We start from the raw sequence: 16,885 nt of genomic DNA, 5'->3' as shown, positions 1-16,885 counted from the left end.
ACTGATTGCGGAGAGATCATGAAGCCCCTGGCCCCCTTTGCGTCCAATGTCGAAAAGAGCCTCGGCCGCCTCTATCCCGAGGCGGAAAGCCCGACGCGCACCGCCTTTGCGCGTGACCGCGACCGCATCATCCACTCGACCGCCTTCCGCCGCCTCAAGGGCAAGACGCAGGTTTTCGTCGCCAATGAAGGCGACTATTTCCGCACCCGCCTGACCCACAGCCTGGAGGTGGCGCAGATTGCCCGGTCGCTGGCCCATTCCCTGGGGCTGAACGAGGATCTGGCCGAGACCATCGCCCTGTCGCACGATCTGGGCCACCCGCCTTTCGGCCACGCCGGCGAGGATCAGTTGCACGACTGCATGAAGCCCTGGGGTGGCTTCGATCACAATGTCCAGACCTTTCGGGTCATCACCCGGCTTGAGGTGCGCTATCCGGCATTTGACGGCCTGAACCTGACCTGGGAGACGCTGGAGGGCATCATCAAGCATAATGGTCCGGTCAGCCATCACATGCAGGAACCGTCATGGAAATCCATCGTTGATTTCAATAATCAATGGGACTTGCGCACCGATACCTTCGCCTCGATGGAGGCCCAGTGCGCCGCCCTGGCCGATGATATCGCCTATAACAATCATGATGTCGATGACGGCCTGCGCGCCGAGCTTTTCACCATCGAAGACCTGATGACCGTGCCGCTGATCGGCCCGGCCCTGGCTTCGGTGCAAAAGGACTGGCCATCGATAGACAACCGCCTCCTGCGCCTTGAAGGCGTGCGGCGAATGATCGGCACGATGATGGCCGATGTGTTGGTCGAGACCGCCCGTCGCCTGAAAGAAGATGGTGTGGAAAACGGCGAGGATGTCCGCACGGCGCGCCGGCAGATGGTCGCCTTCTCGAAGCCGGTCTATGACGATCTGTCGCGCCTGCGCGGTTTTCTTTTTGAGCGCATGTACAAGCATTACAAGCTCAATCGCACGCGCAGCCACGCCAAGCGCACTCTGAAAGAGATGTTCGAGCTGTTCATGACCGAACCAGATACCCTGCCGACCGAGTGGTTCCAGCGGGTATGTGCCAAGGATACCGAGGCGGCGCGGGCACGGGTGATCTGCGACTACATCGCCGGTATGACCGACGCGTTCGCTATCGAAGAGCAACGCCGGCTCTTTTCTTTCGATGGTTAACACTCAGCCTTTATGAAATCCGGCAGGTAACCACCCGGCATCGCCTTCGATGTAAAGATCAGCGCGATGACTTCTTGACCAGGAACATGGCGGCATCCGCTTCGCTCAGCCAGGCCTCGGCAGAGGCTTGAGCGGCATAGGCGCGCACGCCAAATGAGCCGCCGGTCTTGAGATAAAGGCCGCCATATTCAAATGTGCCCATCATCAGTTCGGCCTCAAGCCGCATGGCCTTGATGCGCGATGACTTCAGGTCGGCATGGCGCAGCAGGATAGCGAATTCATCGCCGCCGATGCGGCCGACACTGTCGCCTTCACGGACGCTGGCATTGAGGGTTTCGGCGACATAGATCAGGGCCGCATCACCGGCCGAATGGCCATAGGCGTCGTTAATGCCCTTGAAGCCATCCATATCGAGATAGAGCAGGCAGGCGTCTTCGCCATAACGGCGGCAATCGGCCATGGCGCGATGGACTTCGCGCAGGAAAGCGCGGCGATTAAGGGTAGGGGTCAGGACGTCGCTGTCGGCCTGACCCTGGGCGCTTTGCAGGTGCAGGGCCTGTTGCTGAAGCTGTTCGCGCAACGACTCGTTTTCCCGCATCAGCGAATCGACCAGCGCCCGCGCCGCCGGCGGCCAGTCGGGCTGGGCGACCAGAGAAGAGGGCGAAGCTGGCAGCACCGAAGCAGGGGGGGGCACCGTCGTTTCCGGATTTTTCGGGCGGGTTTCGCTGTGCGGCGTGGTCAGGGCACGGGGAGGGCCCGAAACTGAACCGGAAACTGAACCGGCATCGGTGACGGAAAGCGCCGATGCTTCCGGGGCGTTGCTCTCAAAATAATGGGCAAGCAGGCTCTGCATCGATGCCGTGGTGGCGCGCGCCGGCGTTTCCGCGGGGCTCTCCGGCGTCTGCGGAGTAGGGGCGGAGGGAGCGGCCATCTTCTGGTGATGTGAGTCCAGGCCCATTCTTTCCGAGAGTTTTATGATGGTGGCGTTGGTCATTTGAGTGTCTTATGAAAGCATGGAAGCGGATCATGCGCAATGCAAACGGCCATATATTCACACCGCATTTTCCACAGAACGCCAGGCAACAACCGGGCGCAAAAATAACGATTTTGGGGCAAGCGGAAGGGGGTTGCAGTGCGAACGCTTCTGACTATACTCCGCGCCTTTCTCAAAGCCCCCGGTTTTCAAGGACTTTCACATGGCTGACACGCCGCAGGTTGCCATCATCATGGGCTCCCGTTCCGACTGGAGCGTGATGAAGGCCGCCGCCACCGCGCTCGACCAACTGGGCATCAGCTATATGTCGCGGGTCGTCTCGGCGCACCGCACGCCGCAAAGGCTTTATGAATTCGCCACAGGCGCGAAATCGGCAGGTTACAAGGTGATCATTGCCGGCGCCGGCGGCGCGGCCCACCTGCCGGGCATGACCGCCTCCATGACCACCCTGCCGGTGCTGGGCGTGCCGGTGCCTGTGCGTGATGGCTTGAAGGGGATTGATTCGCTGCTCTCCATCGTCCAGATGCCGGGGGGGGTGCCGGTCGGCACCCTGGCTGTCGGCGAGGCGGGCGCCAAAAATGCCGGCCTGCTGGCGGCGCAGATCCTGGCGCTGAACGATCCCGAATTGGCCGGGCGCATTGAAGCCCTGCGCCAGGCCCAGACGGACAGCGTTCCCGATACAGTAGAAGACTAAGATGTTAAAAGCCCCCCTGCCGCTAGGCAGCACGATCGGTATTCTCGGTGACGGCCAGTTGGGCCGGATGCTGTCTCAGGCCGCCTCGCGGCTTGGCTTCAAGGTGGTGACCTTCGGGCCGGATGCCGGTTCGCCCGCCGCCCAGGTGTCGCTGGCCTCGAAAGTGGCGGCCTATACCGACGAGGCCGTTCTGGCCCGCCTGGCCGAAAGCTGCGATGTCATTACCTTCGAGTTCGAAAACGTGCCGGCCGCCAGCCTCGATTTCCTGACCGGCAAGGGAGCAGTGGTGGCGCCGTCCTCGAAGGCGCTGCGCATCACGCAGGACCGTGTGCTGGAAAAGAGTTTCGCGCGTGAAGCCGGTATCGGCACGGTCGATTTCTATGAAATCAACAGCCTGGCGGACCTTCAGGACGCGTTGAAAAAATCTGGTCTGCCGGCCCTGCTGAAAACGCGCAGAGAAGGGTATGATGGCAAGGGGCAGGTGTGGATCAAAAGTCTCGAAGAGGCGCCCGCAGCCTATGACAGCCTGAATGGCCGTCCATCGATCCTGGAAGCGAAGGCCAGCTTTACACGCGAGATTTCGGTGGTAGCGGCGCGCGGCTGGAACGGCGAGATCAAGACCTTCCCGATCGGTGAAAATCATCATGTCGGCGGTATCCTCTCGACCACCCTGGCGCCGGCGCAGGTTTCCGAAGCGGTGACCGCAAAGGCGCATGAGATCGCCCGCAAGGTGCTGGAAGGGCTGGACTATGTCGGCGTTCTGGCGGTTGAGCTGTTCGTTCTGCCGGGTGATGCCCTTTTGCTGAACGAGATCGCGCCGCGTGTACATAATTCCGGTCACTGGACGCAGGATGGCTGCCTGTGCGACCAGTTCGAGCAGCATATCCGCGCGGTCGTTGGCTGGCCGCTGGGCGATACCACAGCCCGCTGCACGGTCGAAATGACCAATCTGCTGGGGCCGGATATTCTCGAATGGCCGACCCTGGCCGCCGAGCCGCAGTCGCGCCTCTACGTCTATGGCAAGGACGAGCCGCGTCCGGGTCGCAAAATGGGACATATCAACCGCATCAAGGCTTAGTCTCGCAGGCACGCTTTTTGCAGTTGCGAATTGACTTTTGATCGTCCGGACCGCCACTCTCTTTGCAAGGCTCTCCCCAGCTAAAGGAATTACCATGTTTATTGTCACCCTGACCTATACGGTCCCCAATGACGAAGTCGATCGCCACCTCGAAGCCCACATGGCCTGGCTGAAAGAAGGCTATGCCAGCGGCCTGTTCTTGGCGGCCGGCCGCCGCGTGCCGCGCACGGGTGGGATGATTTTCGCCGAAGGCAGCCGTGAAGTGGTCGAAGCCATGCTGCGCCGCGATCCGTTCCACATCAACGGTGTTTCGGAATATGTCATTTCTGAAGTCAATATCACTTCGACCGCGCCGGGCCTGGAAGGGCTCAAGGCCAAGGCCGAACTGGCCGCTTGAGCCGTTTAGCCTGAGATAATCAAGCCCCGCCGGAGACATCTCCGGCGGGGCTTTTTGTTATGTCCTGTTCGACTGTTGATGTAGGACTATGCTTCACTCAATTCAATGAGGGGGATCATGCTTATAGTTTGGCGTGTCTACATTTCGATTTTCATTGCGTTACTACTCATGCAAGCAGGTGCAAGCTTCGCACAATCTTTTCAGGAGAGCCTGAGCGCTGCTGAAAAAGGTGATGTTTTTGCCCAATACCAAACAGGCTTGAACTATTATTTGGGACAAGGAGTGGCGGTTGATAAACAGAAGGCCGTCGAATGGTTTGAAAAGTCCGTGGATGGTGGATTGCCTTGGGCGGCCGGTCAGTTGTCGGATATATATCTAACTGGCGATGGTGTTATAAAAGACCAGGACAAGGGAAAACACTATGCTGAAGAAGCTGACAAATATGTCGTGGATAGTATGCTGCATCCTGAAAAATACGCATTTATCGATGAACACCTTCGGCAGGTAGCAGAAGGTCAAACCCGAGAACTTCTGGCTCAAGCTCAGTTGGGGGATATTGAGGCGCAGAGAAGAGTGGCGCAAAATTATGAACAGGGCTTAGACGGTTTTGAGCGTAATGAAGCCGAGGCTTTCTCATGGTATAAGAAGGCCGCTGATCAAGGCGACGGCGAAGCGATGCAGGCCCTCGCACAACTGCTGATATCGTCGGATAAGGTCGCGCCCGATCTTTCACCTCAGGCCACCATTGATCAAGCCGTGGTCTGGATGAAGAGGGCGGTGGACGCAGGGTGGGGCTTGCCGCAGGATGTCACCGGCTTTCAAGAACTGACGCCTGAAGGGCTAGCTGAAGCGCGTTTGTATGGCCGTATAAATGCTGCGGAACAGGTACTGATGTGTGCGCAAATCAAAACACTCCCTTGTTCAGATGAGGATAAGCGCCAAGCACTTCTTATTCTCAGGCGGGGTGCGGAGGATGGAAATAATTGGGCGCAATATTTATGGGGCGCAGCACTTCTTCAGTCAGAATTGATGCACTTGCTTGGCCAGCCGGCGGACCCGACAGGTGCGATATCCTTCCTGCTAAAGGCATCAGAAACTGATGTGCCGGAAGCTATGATGTTACTGGCGAAGCTGTATGAGCGCGGCGATATTGTTGCTCAAAATCTGCCGGCGGCCATAAGTTTGTACGACCGCGTCGTCGCCTATTACAAAAGGAATAATGCGTCAGGCGGTGATGGATCAGAGGCTGAGTGCCGATTGCATTACTTGCGAGGCGACAAGCTTGAACCTTACCATGAGGAAGCTTGCCTTTGGATGGCTCATGATTATGAGGGCGTAGCCAAGGTACACTGAATCCCCGCCGGAGCTTCTCCGGCGGGGCTTTTTGTTACATATTCATGCCGGACATCTGGCCAGTCATCGAGCCATACATCGGGTGGATCTTGAGCTGCAGGAAGCCGACCGTACCGTTGGGGTGATCGCCATAGACCGGCTTGAGGGCATCGGGCACCGTGTTAAACTGGCGTACCAGCCCAAGGCCGAGCGTCATGTCATGTCCCAGGTCGAAGGTGCGGATGGCGCCGATCTCCGTCTTGGCTACCCAGTAAGCGCCGTCATGGACCAGTTCGTCATTATAGACGCGTTCATGACGGCCCAAAGCCATCCACTTGTCATTGAATTTGAACGTGTTCTCGAACAGATATCCATCGGAGGGCTTTTCAGCACTATGCTCGATCTCCTTTCGACCCCAGGCCAGGGTCGAATAGAGCGTTCCGGCCCTGAAGGCGTGATTGTAATCGAAGCTCACCGATCGCCGTTGCAGGTCTTCATCCGGCGCGAGTTGCTCGGGGCTGACCTGATGGGCCCAGGAGGCTTGGGCCGTCAGGCGGTCGCTGACCTGCCAGGTGAGGCGAATGGCCGTGGAATCCAGCTTCGGGGTATCGAGGTTGAAGCGGTACTGATCCGGTTCGCGCCCGGTGAACTGCGTCACCTCAAGCTGTAACGGCCCCTTGGCGAGGCCCGCAGTGACCACGCCCATGGTGATGTGGCCGGAATCGAGCCAGTGATGGGTGATCGGCGCGGTAGGGAAGTTTTCACCGGAGGCACGGTGCATGAAGGCGGTCGGACCGAAGCCAAATTCACCCGGCCAGCCGATGAGGACGAAGGCTTTGGTGTCGCTATCGAAGCGGTGGGTCAGTTTGGCGGTAGCACCCATGAAGAGGTCGTGCGGATGCTGGGCATCGACCAGGTGATGCACGCCATCGGCGGTTTCGCCGGTTTGCAGCAGCAGGGGATAGCCGCCCTTGCCCATGAAGGCATCGGGCGACAGCATCAGGTTCAGATCGAGCGTGTTGCGATTGTCCAGCTCGCGCGACGCCATGATCATGGCCATGCCTTCGACGAAGTTTTTCGATCCGCCGCGCGGGCCTTCCTGATTGTCGGCCACAAAGTTCAGCACGGCATGTGACATGACCTGCCAGCCAGATTTCGGGGCATCCATGTTTATGTGATCCATATCGGACATATCCATGCCGGACATGTCATGGTCCATGGTTTGGGGCGAGGTGGCAGGAGGCTTCTGATCCTGCGTGTGATCTGCCCCATGATCATGATCGGCGGTTTGTGCCGGCATATCCATATTGGGCATGTTTTGGGCGAAGGCCGGCGCAGCGGACAACGCAAAAAGCACCGCCAGGGCGGTTGTGCACTTTAGATAAGACATAAGCTGTCTCCTGAAAATATTTGATGGGAAAAGGTTATTCCATCAAACGATTTTCGGCGGACGCGGCTCCAGGCGGGCGGGCAGGTTGGCGAGCGGCCGGGCAATAGCGGGTGTCAACCGGGCCGGTTCAAAGGGGCGCGAGAGAAGCGCAACCGGTTCAGCATCCGCGGCGAGCACGGGCTGGCTGCAACAGGGCATGACCGTCTGCGGCGTCGCAGGCGTATCTGGCTTGTGGTGCGGCATCTGCCTGCCGCTCATTTCCATATGGTCCATATGGCAGGCCATATCGCTGGTCATGTCTTTGGCCGCTGCCTGCGGTGCGATGGTTGCCGTCAGAGAGAACAGCAGCCAGACACAGGCGAGCAGGGCGCGCAAGGCTGTCATGTGACGCTTGCCGGCTGGCCGAAACGCAGCCGCCCGAGCGCTTTGGCCAGGTTCAGGACCAGGCCTTCCGGTTTGACCGGCAGTTTCGCCTTAAACTTTTCAAACTGCATGACCTGCTCGATATTGCGGTCGATCTGTTCGAGTTGGGCTTTCCGGCCGCGCGACAGGCGGGTCATCATGGCGGTGGTGATAATGCCGGAAACGATGATGCGCTTGGAATAGTGGTTTTCGTCCAGCGCCGTATCGCCGGCCAGGCGCCAGATAATATCGGCGGTCTGCCACAAGAGGCGATGATTGAGCGCGGCATGAGGGGGCAGGGCGAAATAGCCCATCAGGCGCCGGGCCAGTTTTTCATCCTTCGCGGCCTCGTCAAGTCGCAGATTGAGCAGGTATCCAATCTTTTCGCGGATCTTCATGCCGGCCAGCGATTCGGTCGTTTCCGGGTGGAGCAAGATTTCATCATGATCACGCCACAGGATGGCGGCGATATCGGCGGCGCCGTGCGGGGCAATCAGGTCGCGCTCGCCTTCGCTGATGCCTAAGCTGCGCGCGCCGGCCTCAACGCTCTGGCGGTTCAGGCCGAGTGCGGGCACGTAGGCGGCCACGGCCCTTGCCAGGCGGGACTCGGCGGCTTTTAAGCCGGAAAAGGGCGCGGATAAGGTCATGTTGTTACAATAGGCGTTGCCGGGCTCTCCGCCAAGGGGGGAAGTCGGTCATGACGGCAACAAAATGTCGCATCTGCGAAGGTTGCAAAGGTCGCAGTCCCTCAGGAAATCGGCAAAAAAAGCGATCAAAAACCCTTTTAAAGCGGGCTTTGTCTGGACAAGGCAGTTCACCTCATGTATGGGCAAGGCCGATCTTCCTGCACGCCTTTGGTTTGCGGGCGTAAGTTTCTTTTTCACAATTGGCCGAGGGGCCGCTGCCGGAACATCTGGCGCATGTCCTCGCCGGCCCACGAACCCTGAATGGAGAGATACCTTTTGGTACAGATTTTCGTCCGTGACAACAATGTCGACCAGGCCCTGAAAGCCCTGAAGAAGAAGATGCAGCGCGAAGGTTCCTTCCGCGAAATGAAGCGTCACGTACATTACGAAAAGCCCTCCGAAAAGCGCGCCCGCCAGCAGGCTGAAGCCGTTCGCCGCGCCCGCAAGCTGGCCCGCAAGCGCCTGCAACGTGAAGGCGGCGCACCCGCCACGCCGCGTCCGGTTCGCGCCTAGTTGATTTGTCCGTTTAGAGCTTTGAACGGACAGGCATAATTTTAAAGCGCTGAAGGCCCGGCTTTCAGCGCTTTTTGCTGTCCGTGACGCAGGAGATAATTTCATGGCCAACAGCCCGCACGATCATTCCGAACGGCCTGACCCCGCAGACCTCGGCATCCTGACCACCGCCATGCCGGCCGATACCAACCCGTCGGGCGATATCTTCGGCGGCTGGCTGATGTCGCAGATGGACCTCGCGGCCGGCAATATCGCCGCGCGCCTTTCAAAGGGGCGCGTAGCCACGATCGCGGTCGATGGCATGGTTTTCCTGACGCCGGTGCAGGTGGGCGATGAAGTCACAGTCTATGCCAAGGTCATATCGGTTGGCCGGACCTCGATGAAGATGAAGGTTGACGCCTATCGCCGGCCACGCGAAGGCGAAGACAAGGTGCGCGTGACCGAAGCCATCTTCACCTTCGTGGCCATAGATGACAACGGGAAGCCGCGTCCGGTGGCCGGCGGCTGAAGTCTAAACCGGCATTTGTCAGGCATGTCCGGATTGTGTTAATAATAAGGCATTGACCAGATGGCCTAACAGGGACATCAATGCGTCATGTAACAGGGATGAGGGGTATCCATTATGGCCAAATCGTCGTTTGTCGGCCGTTTTCAGGACTGGATCAGCGAGTGGGATGACGGCAAGACGCGACAGACGCTTATGGTTGTTCTGGTCGTGCTGTCTGGCCTGCTTCTGGGTATGCTGGTCTATACGATCGCCAAATATGTGCTCGATCAGCTTTTTCCGTTTCCCCCCGGCATCTACATGGTCGATGCCGAGCAGAAGGCCGAACTAATGAAAACGGTGGCCGGGCAGGTCTTTCTCATTATCCCTATTACCTGGGCCGTGGGCGCGCTGGTCGGCGGTTATTTCGCCACCCTGTTGGGCAAGGTCGGGCAGTTTCCCGCCTGGCTGACGGGAATCCTGCTGACGACCTATTTCTGGATCGACCTGCTGCACCTGCCTAACACGACAACCCTTTTCATCCTGTGCCCGATCATTGTCGGGGTGTGCGCCTTCGCCAGCGGCTGGCTGGGGATGTATATGACGGCGCAGAAGGCGGTCAAATCTCAACAGGCTGAAATCTGATCCGACTTCGGCGGCCAATTCTTACTTCGGCGGCCAATTCTTACTTCGGCGGATTGTCGTAATGCGCCAGGCTGACCGTATTGCTGAAGGTCAGGCGGGTGGCGCCATTCATCTGCCCCGGTACGAAATAGGGCGTACCGGCCGGATATTCACCGGCTGACGTCGTCCTTGGCAGGGGCTTCTTCTGGCCGCCCGCGAATTCCGCTTCGCCAGTGCCGCCACCGACAAAATAGACTCGATCGAGCTTGGGCAGCATCATGGCCAGGGGGCCGGCGATCTTGCTCATGGCTGCATTGGCCTGTCTGACGCCGGTGGCGAGCCCGCCGGCATCATAGGTTTTTCCATTCGGCTGGGGTGAGAAGACGTGCAGTTTCATAGCATAGCTGCCGCTGGCGGGACCGCTGATCCTGATCTTGGCGCCGCTGTTCAACTGGTCGCGGGTCGGCAAAGGCGTGATGCGACCGTCCGCACCGATGCGAAGCGGCTGGCTCTGGCCATTATGGGTGAGGATGATTTTCACCGCAGCGGGGTCGGCGTGTTTGATGCGCACGGCGTAATAGACATTGATCTGGCTGCGATCTGCCGCCGGCAGGTTGAGGAAACCCTTGAGGCCTGGAAAGGCGTCCGAGGCGGAGGCTTCCTGTGTGGTGATGCCATTGGAGGTCGTCTGCGCCAGGACAGGCGAGGCCAGGGGAGCGCTCAGGAGGCCAAGGGCCAGCAATGCGGCAGAAGATTTCGACACGGATTTCATCAGCTTCAACATAATCACCATTACTACAGTTTTGTTATGAACCTATCATAACGTCCGGCATTGTAAAAAATTAAGGCTGAACAGTATCTGAATGGAAACGCCTCTCCGTCGGCTGACGAAGAGGCGCTGATAATTTAGGGGCGAGAGGGCTTACCTTAAAGCCCCTTCACTATCCCTTCGACCATCTTCTTGGCGTCACCGAAGAGCATCATGGTATTGTCCTTGAAGAACAGTTCGTTCTCGACGCCGGCATAGCCCGCCGACATGCCGCGCTTGATGAAGAGGATCGTGCGCGCCTTCTCCACTTCCAGAATCGGCATCCCGAAGATGGCCGAGGTCGGATCAGTCTTGGCGGCCGGATTGGTGACGTCATTGGCGCCGATGACGAAGGCCACATCAGCGGTCGCAAACTCGCTGTTGATGTCTTCCAGTTCGAACACCTCGTCATAGGGCACATTGGCTTCGGCCAGAAGGACATTCATGTGGCCGGGCATACGTCCGGCGACTGGGTGGATGGCATATTTCACTTCCACGCCTTCTTCCTTCAGCTTGTCGGCCATTTCACGCAGGGCGTGCTGAGCCTGGGCCACCGCCATGCCGTAGCCCGGCACGATGATGACCTTGGAGGCGTTCTTCATGATGAAGGCGGCATCGTCCGCCGAGCCCTGCTTGACCGGGCGGGTTTCGACCGCGCCGCCAGCGGCCACTGCGGTATCCCCACCGAAGCCGCCCATGATGACGCTGAAGAAGTTACGGTTCATGCCCTTGCACATGATGTAGCTGAGGATGGCGCCGGAGGAGCCGACGAGCGCGCCAGTGATGATCAGGGCGATGTTTTCCAGAGTAAAGCCCAGTGCCGCCGCTGCCCAGCCCGAATAGGAGTTGAGCATGGAAACGACGACCGGCATGTCGGCGCCGCCAATCGGGATAATCAGGGTGATGCCCAGCACCAGGGCCAACAGGAAGATGCCCCAGAAGGCCCAGGTGGCCAGGCCGTGGGTGACGATCAGGGTGGCGATCAGCACCACGACCGCGACGCCCAAAGCAATATTGATCAGGTGGCGCGCAGGCAGGATGATCGGGGCGCCGGACATATTGCCGTTGAGCTTGGCAAACGCGATGACCGAGCCGGTGAAGGTGACGGCACCAATGGCCACGCCGAGCGACAGTTCGATCAATGATTGCGTTTTGATGCCGCCGGCGCCGTCATCGATGCCGAAGGCTTGCGGGGCATAGAGGGCACCGATGGCGACCATGCAGGCGGCCATGCCGACCAGCGAGTGGAAGGCCGCCACGAGCTGCGGCATGGAGGTCATGGAGACCTTCTGCGCGATAGTCATACCGACAATGCCGCCGACGGCGATGCCGCACAGGATGATGACGATGGTGACCGGATCCAGGTCGCCCTTGCCCAGCAGCGACAGCAGGGTGACGCCGATGGCGATGGCCATGCCGATCATGCCGTAGAGATTGCCCTTGCGGCTGGTTTCCGGCGATGACAGGCCGCGCAGGGCGAGGATGAACAGGACGCCCGAAACGAGATAGGAAAGGGCCGATATATTGGCGAAATCCATTTACTTGCCCTCCACTTTCTTTTCTTTTTTCTTGTACATGGCCAGCATCCGGCGCGTGACCATGAAGCCGCCGAATATATTGACCGCCGCCAGGGCGGAGGCGATGCCACCGGCGCCTTTCGACACCCAGACGCCTATCCCAGCACCATCGGCATGGGCGGCGGCGGCGATAAGGGCGCCGACGATGATGACCGAGGAAATAGCATTAGTGACCGCCATCAGCGGTGTATGCAGGGCGGGTGTCACGCTCCATACGACATAGTAGCCGACGAAAATGGCCAGCACGAAGATGGCCAGGCGGAAGATGGTAGGATCAACGGCTTCCATAGTTTTTCCTCTTGATCGGGGCGGTCGAGAACGCCGCATTTGCCAGGCGGATCAGCCCCTGGTCGTTATATTCAAACGTCTCTGTCACGATATGGCTCGACTGGTTGCGATAGACGAGGGTATGTCCGCTTACGCCTATGCAATTGGCGACCGGTTCAAATTTCAGGTTCGGTATACGCGGCAACATATTGGAAACATAGGCGTAAAACGCCTGAATGTCGGTCAGGGCGCCATCTTCGGACAGGCCAAGCTTGCGAATGAAAGGTGAGGTGAAGACCAGATCATCGGCGTAGAGATCGCAGATATTCTGCGCATCGCGCGAATTCCACGCCTCATACCAGTCAGCGGCCTGCTGTTCATAATCTATGGCCATCAGGCGCCCTTCAGATTGGGGTGGACGATGGCGCCGCCGGAAGTGACCAGGGCGGCCTTGAGGATTTCATCTTCCGAATCGGGAGCCAGCGTACCGTCCTTGTCGATCAGCAGGCCGACAAAGGCTTGCAGGTTCTTGGCATAAAGCGCCGAGGCATCGGCGGCGATGGCAGCCACAATATTGGAGAAGCCGATGATTTTGACGCCATTGACATCCACCACCTTGTCGGCGACGCAGCCCTCGACATTGCCGCCCTGCGGTGCGGCAAGATCGATCAGCACCGAACCGGGCTTCATCGAGGCGACCATCTCCTTGGTGACGAGTATCGGCGCCTGCCGGCCGGGAATCAGCGCCGTGGTGATGACGATATCCTGCTTGGCGATGTGCGAGGCGGTCAGGGCTGCCTGCTTGGCCTTATATTCCGCCGACATCTCCTTGGCGTAACCGCCGGCGGTCTGGGCGTTCTTGAATTCCTCGTCCTCGACGGCCAGGAACTTGGCGCCGAGTGATTCCACCTGTTCCTTGGTGGCCGGGCGGACATCGGTGGCGGTGACCACCGCGCCCAGACGGCGAGCGGTGGCGATGGCCTGCAAACCGGCAACCCCGACCCCCATGATGAAGGCCTTGGCGGGCGCGACCGTGCCGGCGGCGGTCATCATCATCGGGAACGCCTTGCCATAGGCATTGGCGGCCTCGATAACGGCACGATAGCCGGCGAGATTAGCCTGGGACGACAACGCGTCCATCACCTGCGCACGGGTGATGCGTGGCACGAATTCCATGGCGTAGGCCGAAGCGCCTTTGGCCGCCAGGGCGCTCAGCGTATCCTTTTCGCGGTAGGGATCGAGCGTGGCGATGACGATGGCGCCATTTTTCAGAGCGGCGATCTCATCCTTGGCGGGGCCGCGTACCTTGAGCACGATATCGGCATCCTTGAGGGCGTCCTTGGCGGATTTTACGATTGTGGCGCCGGCCGAGGTAAAAGCGTCATCGGTGATCGATGCGCCAAGCCCCGCACCCGACTGGATATTGACGGTTAGGCCGGCAGCGGTCCACTTTTTCACTGTGTCCGGCGTGGCGGCGACGCGGGTTTCCCCGGCGGTTTGTTCCGTGGTGACGGCAAGGGTTAGGCCCACTGTGTTTCCCTCTGAACGGCTGCGTACTTATGTCGTTGCGACCCGGAGTCGTAACTGCGTTACTCTGTTTGTAATGGTCAAACCGACTGCGAGTCAAAGCCTTGTTGCGCGATTTATGATCGCTCTAATCGTTATCTACACTAAATTGCCACCGGTGTCATGAATTCTTGTATGCGCGATCCACAAGTGGCTTTAGCTGAGAGATGGCAGCAGTCGAGATTATGATCAGGCTGGATTGTAAGCGTTCAGACCACTTTTCCCGGCGGGCCGGCATCAGGCGCGCATCGCTTTCCACCGGCACGGCCAGGCCGATGCGAACCCCGCCTTTTACGGGCTTCAGGGCGGCGAATTGGTAATCGCGGCTGAAGGCGCTGTAGCCCTTTCGCTGCGTCGGTATGACATCCGGCAAATGTGCGATCAATGATTCGAAGGCGGTCAGCAGGGCAAGGGAAGCCGGCGTCTTCCACAGGGCGGCACGCAGGGCATCCGGATTTGTCCAGCCAGAATCAGGCGGCAGAAATTCGTTTAGAATCTGATGGATGCGGGTCTGGCTCAGACCATGGTAGGTTTTTAGCCAGCCAGCGCGGCCTTGCCGGGTGGTTTCCGGGCATTCGTCGCGGACAATACCGATCCAGGCCGCCAGCGTCTTGCCGGTGTCACGTTCAAGACTGGCGCTTAGCGCTGCAAACCAGGCTTCCTGCTTGGGTGTCAGGTTGATCATGACACCCTCGCACCCTAGTGGGCCGCGTCAGGTTTCTTTTTCAGCATGAACCAGCCAAGAACAGCCACAACGATGGCGGCGATGATAGCGGTCAGCCAGCCCATCTGGGTACAGGTGAGGATGACGAGGAAAACCAGCACGACGGCGAGAAGCAGGCTGACCCACTTGGTCAGGCTGGCGAACAGTTCGTAGGAATGTTGTTGCTGATGGACATCCATGTGGCCGTGTACGTAATCAGAATCGTCGTGATGGTCGGCCATGCTCATATCCTTTAACGGGCAGGTGATGTGTCCCTGCAAACAGTGTTTCCTGTATCGGTCTTACAAAAGCCCGCCCGTTTGGTCAATGGGGCGAAATGACGCTTAAACCAGCGCTTCGAAAGCCTCGATCAAGCCTTCCAGACGGGCGCAGCCCATTTTCCAGAACGCCTTGTCGCGCGGGTTCATGCCAAAAGGCGCCAGGGCCTCGACATAGGTTTTCGTGCCGCCGCCGGCCAGCAGTTCACGGTAAAGCGGCGTGAAGGCGGCGGGATTCTCGCGCCGTTTTTCCATCAGGGCCGAGACCAGCAGGTCGCCGAAGGCATAGGCATAGACATAGAAGGGCGAATGGACGAAGTGGCTGACATAGGCCCAGTAGACCTCATAGCCGTCATTCAGCCTGATCGCCGGCCCCAGGGATTCGCCCATGACCTCCAGCCACAGGGCGTTGATCTGGTCGAGCGCGACCTCGCCTTCGAGACGGGCGGCGTGGAACTTTTCCTCAAAGCGATGGAAGGCGATCTGGCGGATGACCGAGTTCAGGCCATCCTCGATCTTGCCGGCCAGGAGCGCCTTCTTTTCCTCCAGAGAGGCTGAGGCGACGAGATGCTCGAACACCAGCCCCTCGGCGAAGATGGAGGCCGTCTCAGCCAGGGTGAGCGGGGTATCTGCCAGTATGGAGCCCAGCGGCTGGCACAGGGTCTGGTGGACGGCGTGGCCCAGTTCATGTGCGAGTGTCAGCACTTCGCGGCGGTCGCCGGTGAAGTTCAGCATGACGTAAGGGTGGCGGTTGGCGGTGACCGGATGAGCATAGGCGCCGGAAGATTTTCCGGGGCGGGGGGCAGCGTCGATCCACGGTTGATCGAAGAAGCGCTCGGCGCGTTCGGCGAATTCCGGACCCATCTGGGCGAAGCTGTCGAGCACGATCTTTTTCGCTTCAGCCCAGGTGTAAAGCTTCTGCACGTCCTGGGTCAGGGGGGCGTTACGGTCCCAGTAGTCGAGCTGCTTCTTGCCGAGCACCTTCGCCTTGATCCTGTAATAGCGATGCGACAGGTTGACATAGGAGTCGCTCACGGCTTCGGCCATGGCATCGACCGCGTCCTTGTCGACCTCGTTGGCCAGGTGGCGTGAAGCGGCCGGGTCTTCGTACTTGCGCCAGCGGTCTTCCACTTGCTTTTCAAAGGCTAGGGTATTGAGCGCCAGGGCCAGCACAGGCGCGTTTTCTTTCAGCGCTACGCTTAAGCCTTGCGCCGCGGCCTTGCGCACAGGGGCTTGCGGCGCCGACAGGCGGGTGAGGGCTTCGTTGAGCGTCAGCGACTCTTTGCCGACCTTGGCGCGCAGGCGGGTCAGGGTCTCATCGAACAGGCGCGTCCATTGGCCAACCGCCGGCATCCGCTCCAGCATCAGGCGTTCAAGGTCCGGTGTCAGTTCGTGCGGGCGGCTGGCACGGATACGACGCAGCCAGGGCCGCCACTTCTGAGCCTTGGGTGTCGCTTTTAGCGCGTTCTCGATTTCCCAGTCTTCGAGCTGGTTCAGTTCCAGCGACAGGAACAGACTGTCAGCCGAAATCATCGCGGCCTGGGTGCCGAGATCGGACTGCATTTTCGAGATGCGGGTATTCTCGCGGTCAATGGTTGACGCCAGGGTGGCAAAGGCCAGGGCGCCGCCCATATCGTCCATTGCTTTTTCATACAGGCTGGCCGCCTGATCGATCAGCAAACCCAGGCGTTCCGGATTGGCACGCGCCGAAACGAACTGCCCCTGAAGCTTCGCCAGTTCTTTGACGCTTTTCTCCCCACGCGCGAAATCTTCAGCGATTTTCGGGTCTTCCGGCCCTGAATACAGGTCGGACAGGTCCCAGATCGGGAGGGTATCGGCGGTGAGGGGAGCATATGTGTTCATGGGATGGGACATAGCGATAAAGCTGCCAAAAATCGAGAGGGCTCGTG

The 16,885-nt window shown here is 59.3% G+C and carries 20 protein-coding genes; 8 read left to right on the top strand and 12 right to left on the bottom strand.

All coding sequences use genetic code 11. The features are described from left to right. Positions 1-18 precede the first annotated feature (18 nt). Positions 19-1,182 carry a deoxyguanosinetriphosphate triphosphohydrolase gene (locus ACTHND_RS10070; RefSeq protein ID WP_440177813.1) on the top strand — a complete coding sequence of 388 codons (1,164 nt, stop codon included), beginning with the start codon at positions 19-21 and terminating at the stop codon, positions 1,180-1,182. Between the two features lie 58 nt (positions 1,183-1,240). Here ACTHND_RS10070 and ACTHND_RS10065 read toward each other — a convergent pair whose 3' ends face one another. After that, positions 1,241-2,176: a diguanylate cyclase gene (locus ACTHND_RS10065; protein ID WP_440177812.1), complete on the bottom strand. Its 936-nt coding sequence runs from the start codon at positions 2,174-2,176 to the stop codon at positions 1,241-1,243. A 202-nt stretch (positions 2,177-2,378) separates the two neighbouring features. Here ACTHND_RS10065 and purE point away from each other — a divergent pair, with 202 nt between their 5' ends. The 4 genes from purE (at position 2,379) to ACTHND_RS10045 (ending at position 5,698) form a co-directional block, all read left to right on the top strand. Continuing rightward, a complete protein-coding gene (gene purE / locus ACTHND_RS10060; RefSeq protein ID WP_440177811.1) occupies positions 2,379-2,870 on the top strand; it encodes a 5-(carboxyamino)imidazole ribonucleotide mutase in 492 nt (163 codons plus the stop codon). Between the two features lies 1 nt (position 2,871). Further along, positions 2,872-3,948 (top strand): 5-(carboxyamino)imidazole ribonucleotide synthase, encoded by a 1,077-nt coding sequence (locus tag ACTHND_RS10055; protein ID WP_440177810.1) that lies wholly within the window; start codon positions 2,872-2,874, stop codon positions 3,946-3,948. 94 nt (positions 3,949-4,042) lie between these two features. Next, positions 4,043-4,345, top strand: a complete 303-nt coding sequence (locus ACTHND_RS10050; RefSeq protein ID WP_440177809.1) for a YciI family protein — start codon at positions 4,043-4,045, stop codon at positions 4,343-4,345. A 117-nt stretch (positions 4,346-4,462) separates the two neighbouring features. Continuing rightward, positions 4,463-5,698, top strand: coding sequence for a hypothetical protein (locus tag ACTHND_RS10045; protein WP_440177808.1), 1,236 nt, complete (start codon positions 4,463-4,465; stop codon positions 5,696-5,698). 34 nt (positions 5,699-5,732) lie between these two features. Here ACTHND_RS10045 and ACTHND_RS10040 read toward each other — a convergent pair whose 3' ends face one another. From ACTHND_RS10040 to ACTHND_RS10030, 3 genes are read right to left on the bottom strand one after another with little or no spacing between them, the layout of a single operon-like run. Beyond that, positions 5,733-7,067 carry a hypothetical protein gene (locus ACTHND_RS10040; protein ID WP_440177807.1) on the bottom strand — a complete coding sequence of 445 codons (1,335 nt, stop codon included), beginning with the start codon at positions 7,065-7,067 and terminating at the stop codon, positions 5,733-5,735. A gap of 42 nt (positions 7,068-7,109) precedes the next feature. After that, positions 7,110-7,451: a hypothetical protein gene (locus ACTHND_RS10035; protein WP_440177806.1), complete on the bottom strand. Its 342-nt coding sequence runs from the start codon at positions 7,449-7,451 to the stop codon at positions 7,110-7,112. Then, a complete protein-coding gene (locus tag ACTHND_RS10030; RefSeq protein WP_440177805.1) occupies positions 7,448-8,116 on the bottom strand; it encodes a COQ9 family protein in 669 nt (222 codons plus the stop codon). Before ACTHND_RS10030 ends, ACTHND_RS10035 begins: the two co-directional genes overlap by 4 nt. Before the next feature lie 315 nt (positions 8,117-8,431). On the opposite strand from ACTHND_RS10030, the gene rpsU reads away from it, so the two are divergent. From rpsU to ACTHND_RS10015, 3 genes are all read left to right on the top strand, one after another. Continuing rightward, a complete protein-coding gene (rpsU, locus tag ACTHND_RS10025; RefSeq protein WP_090644115.1) occupies positions 8,432-8,668 on the top strand; it encodes a 30S ribosomal protein S21 in 237 nt (78 codons plus the stop codon). A 103-nt stretch (positions 8,669-8,771) separates the two neighbouring features. Further along, positions 8,772-9,176: an acyl-CoA thioesterase gene (locus tag ACTHND_RS10020; RefSeq protein ID WP_440177804.1), complete on the top strand. Its 405-nt coding sequence runs from the start codon at positions 8,772-8,774 to the stop codon at positions 9,174-9,176. Between the two features lie 114 nt (positions 9,177-9,290). Further along, positions 9,291-9,797: a hypothetical protein gene (locus ACTHND_RS10015; RefSeq protein WP_440177803.1), complete on the top strand. Its 507-nt coding sequence runs from the start codon at positions 9,291-9,293 to the stop codon at positions 9,795-9,797. Positions 9,798-9,837: 40 nt separating this feature from the next. On the opposite strand, the gene ACTHND_RS10010 is transcribed toward ACTHND_RS10015, so the two are convergent. The 8 genes from ACTHND_RS10010 to ACTHND_RS09975 all read right to left on the bottom strand — a co-directional run bounded on the left by ACTHND_RS10010 (position 9,838) and on the right by ACTHND_RS09975 (position 16,838). Continuing rightward, positions 9,838-10,569 (bottom strand): hypothetical protein, encoded by a 732-nt coding sequence (locus ACTHND_RS10010; RefSeq protein WP_440177802.1) that lies wholly within the window; start codon positions 10,567-10,569, stop codon positions 9,838-9,840. A gap of 134 nt (positions 10,570-10,703) precedes the next feature. Next, on the bottom strand, positions 10,704-12,122 hold the full coding sequence (locus ACTHND_RS10005) for an NAD(P)(+) transhydrogenase (Re/Si-specific) subunit beta (protein WP_440177801.1): 1,419 nt from the start codon (positions 12,120-12,122) through the stop codon (positions 10,704-10,706). Continuing rightward, entirely contained in the window at positions 12,123-12,449 is a 327-nt protein-coding gene (locus tag ACTHND_RS10000; RefSeq protein ID WP_440177800.1) for a proton-translocating transhydrogenase family protein, read from the bottom strand. Further along, positions 12,436-12,822, bottom strand: a complete 387-nt coding sequence (locus tag ACTHND_RS09995) for a nuclear transport factor 2 family protein (RefSeq protein ID WP_440177799.1) — start codon at positions 12,820-12,822, stop codon at positions 12,436-12,438. Before ACTHND_RS09995 ends, ACTHND_RS10000 begins: the two co-directional genes overlap by 14 nt. After that, positions 12,822-13,958 carry a Re/Si-specific NAD(P)(+) transhydrogenase subunit alpha gene (locus tag ACTHND_RS09990; RefSeq protein WP_440177798.1) on the bottom strand — a complete coding sequence of 379 codons (1,137 nt, stop codon included), beginning with the start codon at positions 13,956-13,958 and terminating at the stop codon, positions 12,822-12,824. Before ACTHND_RS09990 ends, ACTHND_RS09995 begins: the two co-directional genes overlap by 1 nt. A gap of 157 nt (positions 13,959-14,115) precedes the next feature. Then, positions 14,116-14,679, bottom strand: coding sequence for a DUF5655 domain-containing protein (locus ACTHND_RS09985; protein WP_440177797.1), 564 nt, complete (start codon positions 14,677-14,679; stop codon positions 14,116-14,118). A 14-nt stretch (positions 14,680-14,693) separates the two neighbouring features. Continuing rightward, positions 14,694-14,939: an aa3-type cytochrome c oxidase subunit IV gene (locus ACTHND_RS09980; RefSeq protein WP_440177796.1), complete on the bottom strand. Its 246-nt coding sequence runs from the start codon at positions 14,937-14,939 to the stop codon at positions 14,694-14,696. A gap of 102 nt (positions 14,940-15,041) precedes the next feature. Further along, positions 15,042-16,838 carry a M3 family oligoendopeptidase gene (locus ACTHND_RS09975; RefSeq protein WP_440177795.1) on the bottom strand — a complete coding sequence of 599 codons (1,797 nt, stop codon included), beginning with the start codon at positions 16,836-16,838 and terminating at the stop codon, positions 15,042-15,044. Positions 16,839-16,885: the final 47 nt, after the last annotated feature.

This window comes from Asticcacaulis sp. (assembly GCF_051954415.1).
GTDB lineage: Bacteria > Pseudomonadota > Alphaproteobacteria > Caulobacterales > Caulobacteraceae > Asticcacaulis.
This window is presented reverse-complemented; position numbering and strand designations above follow the sequence as displayed.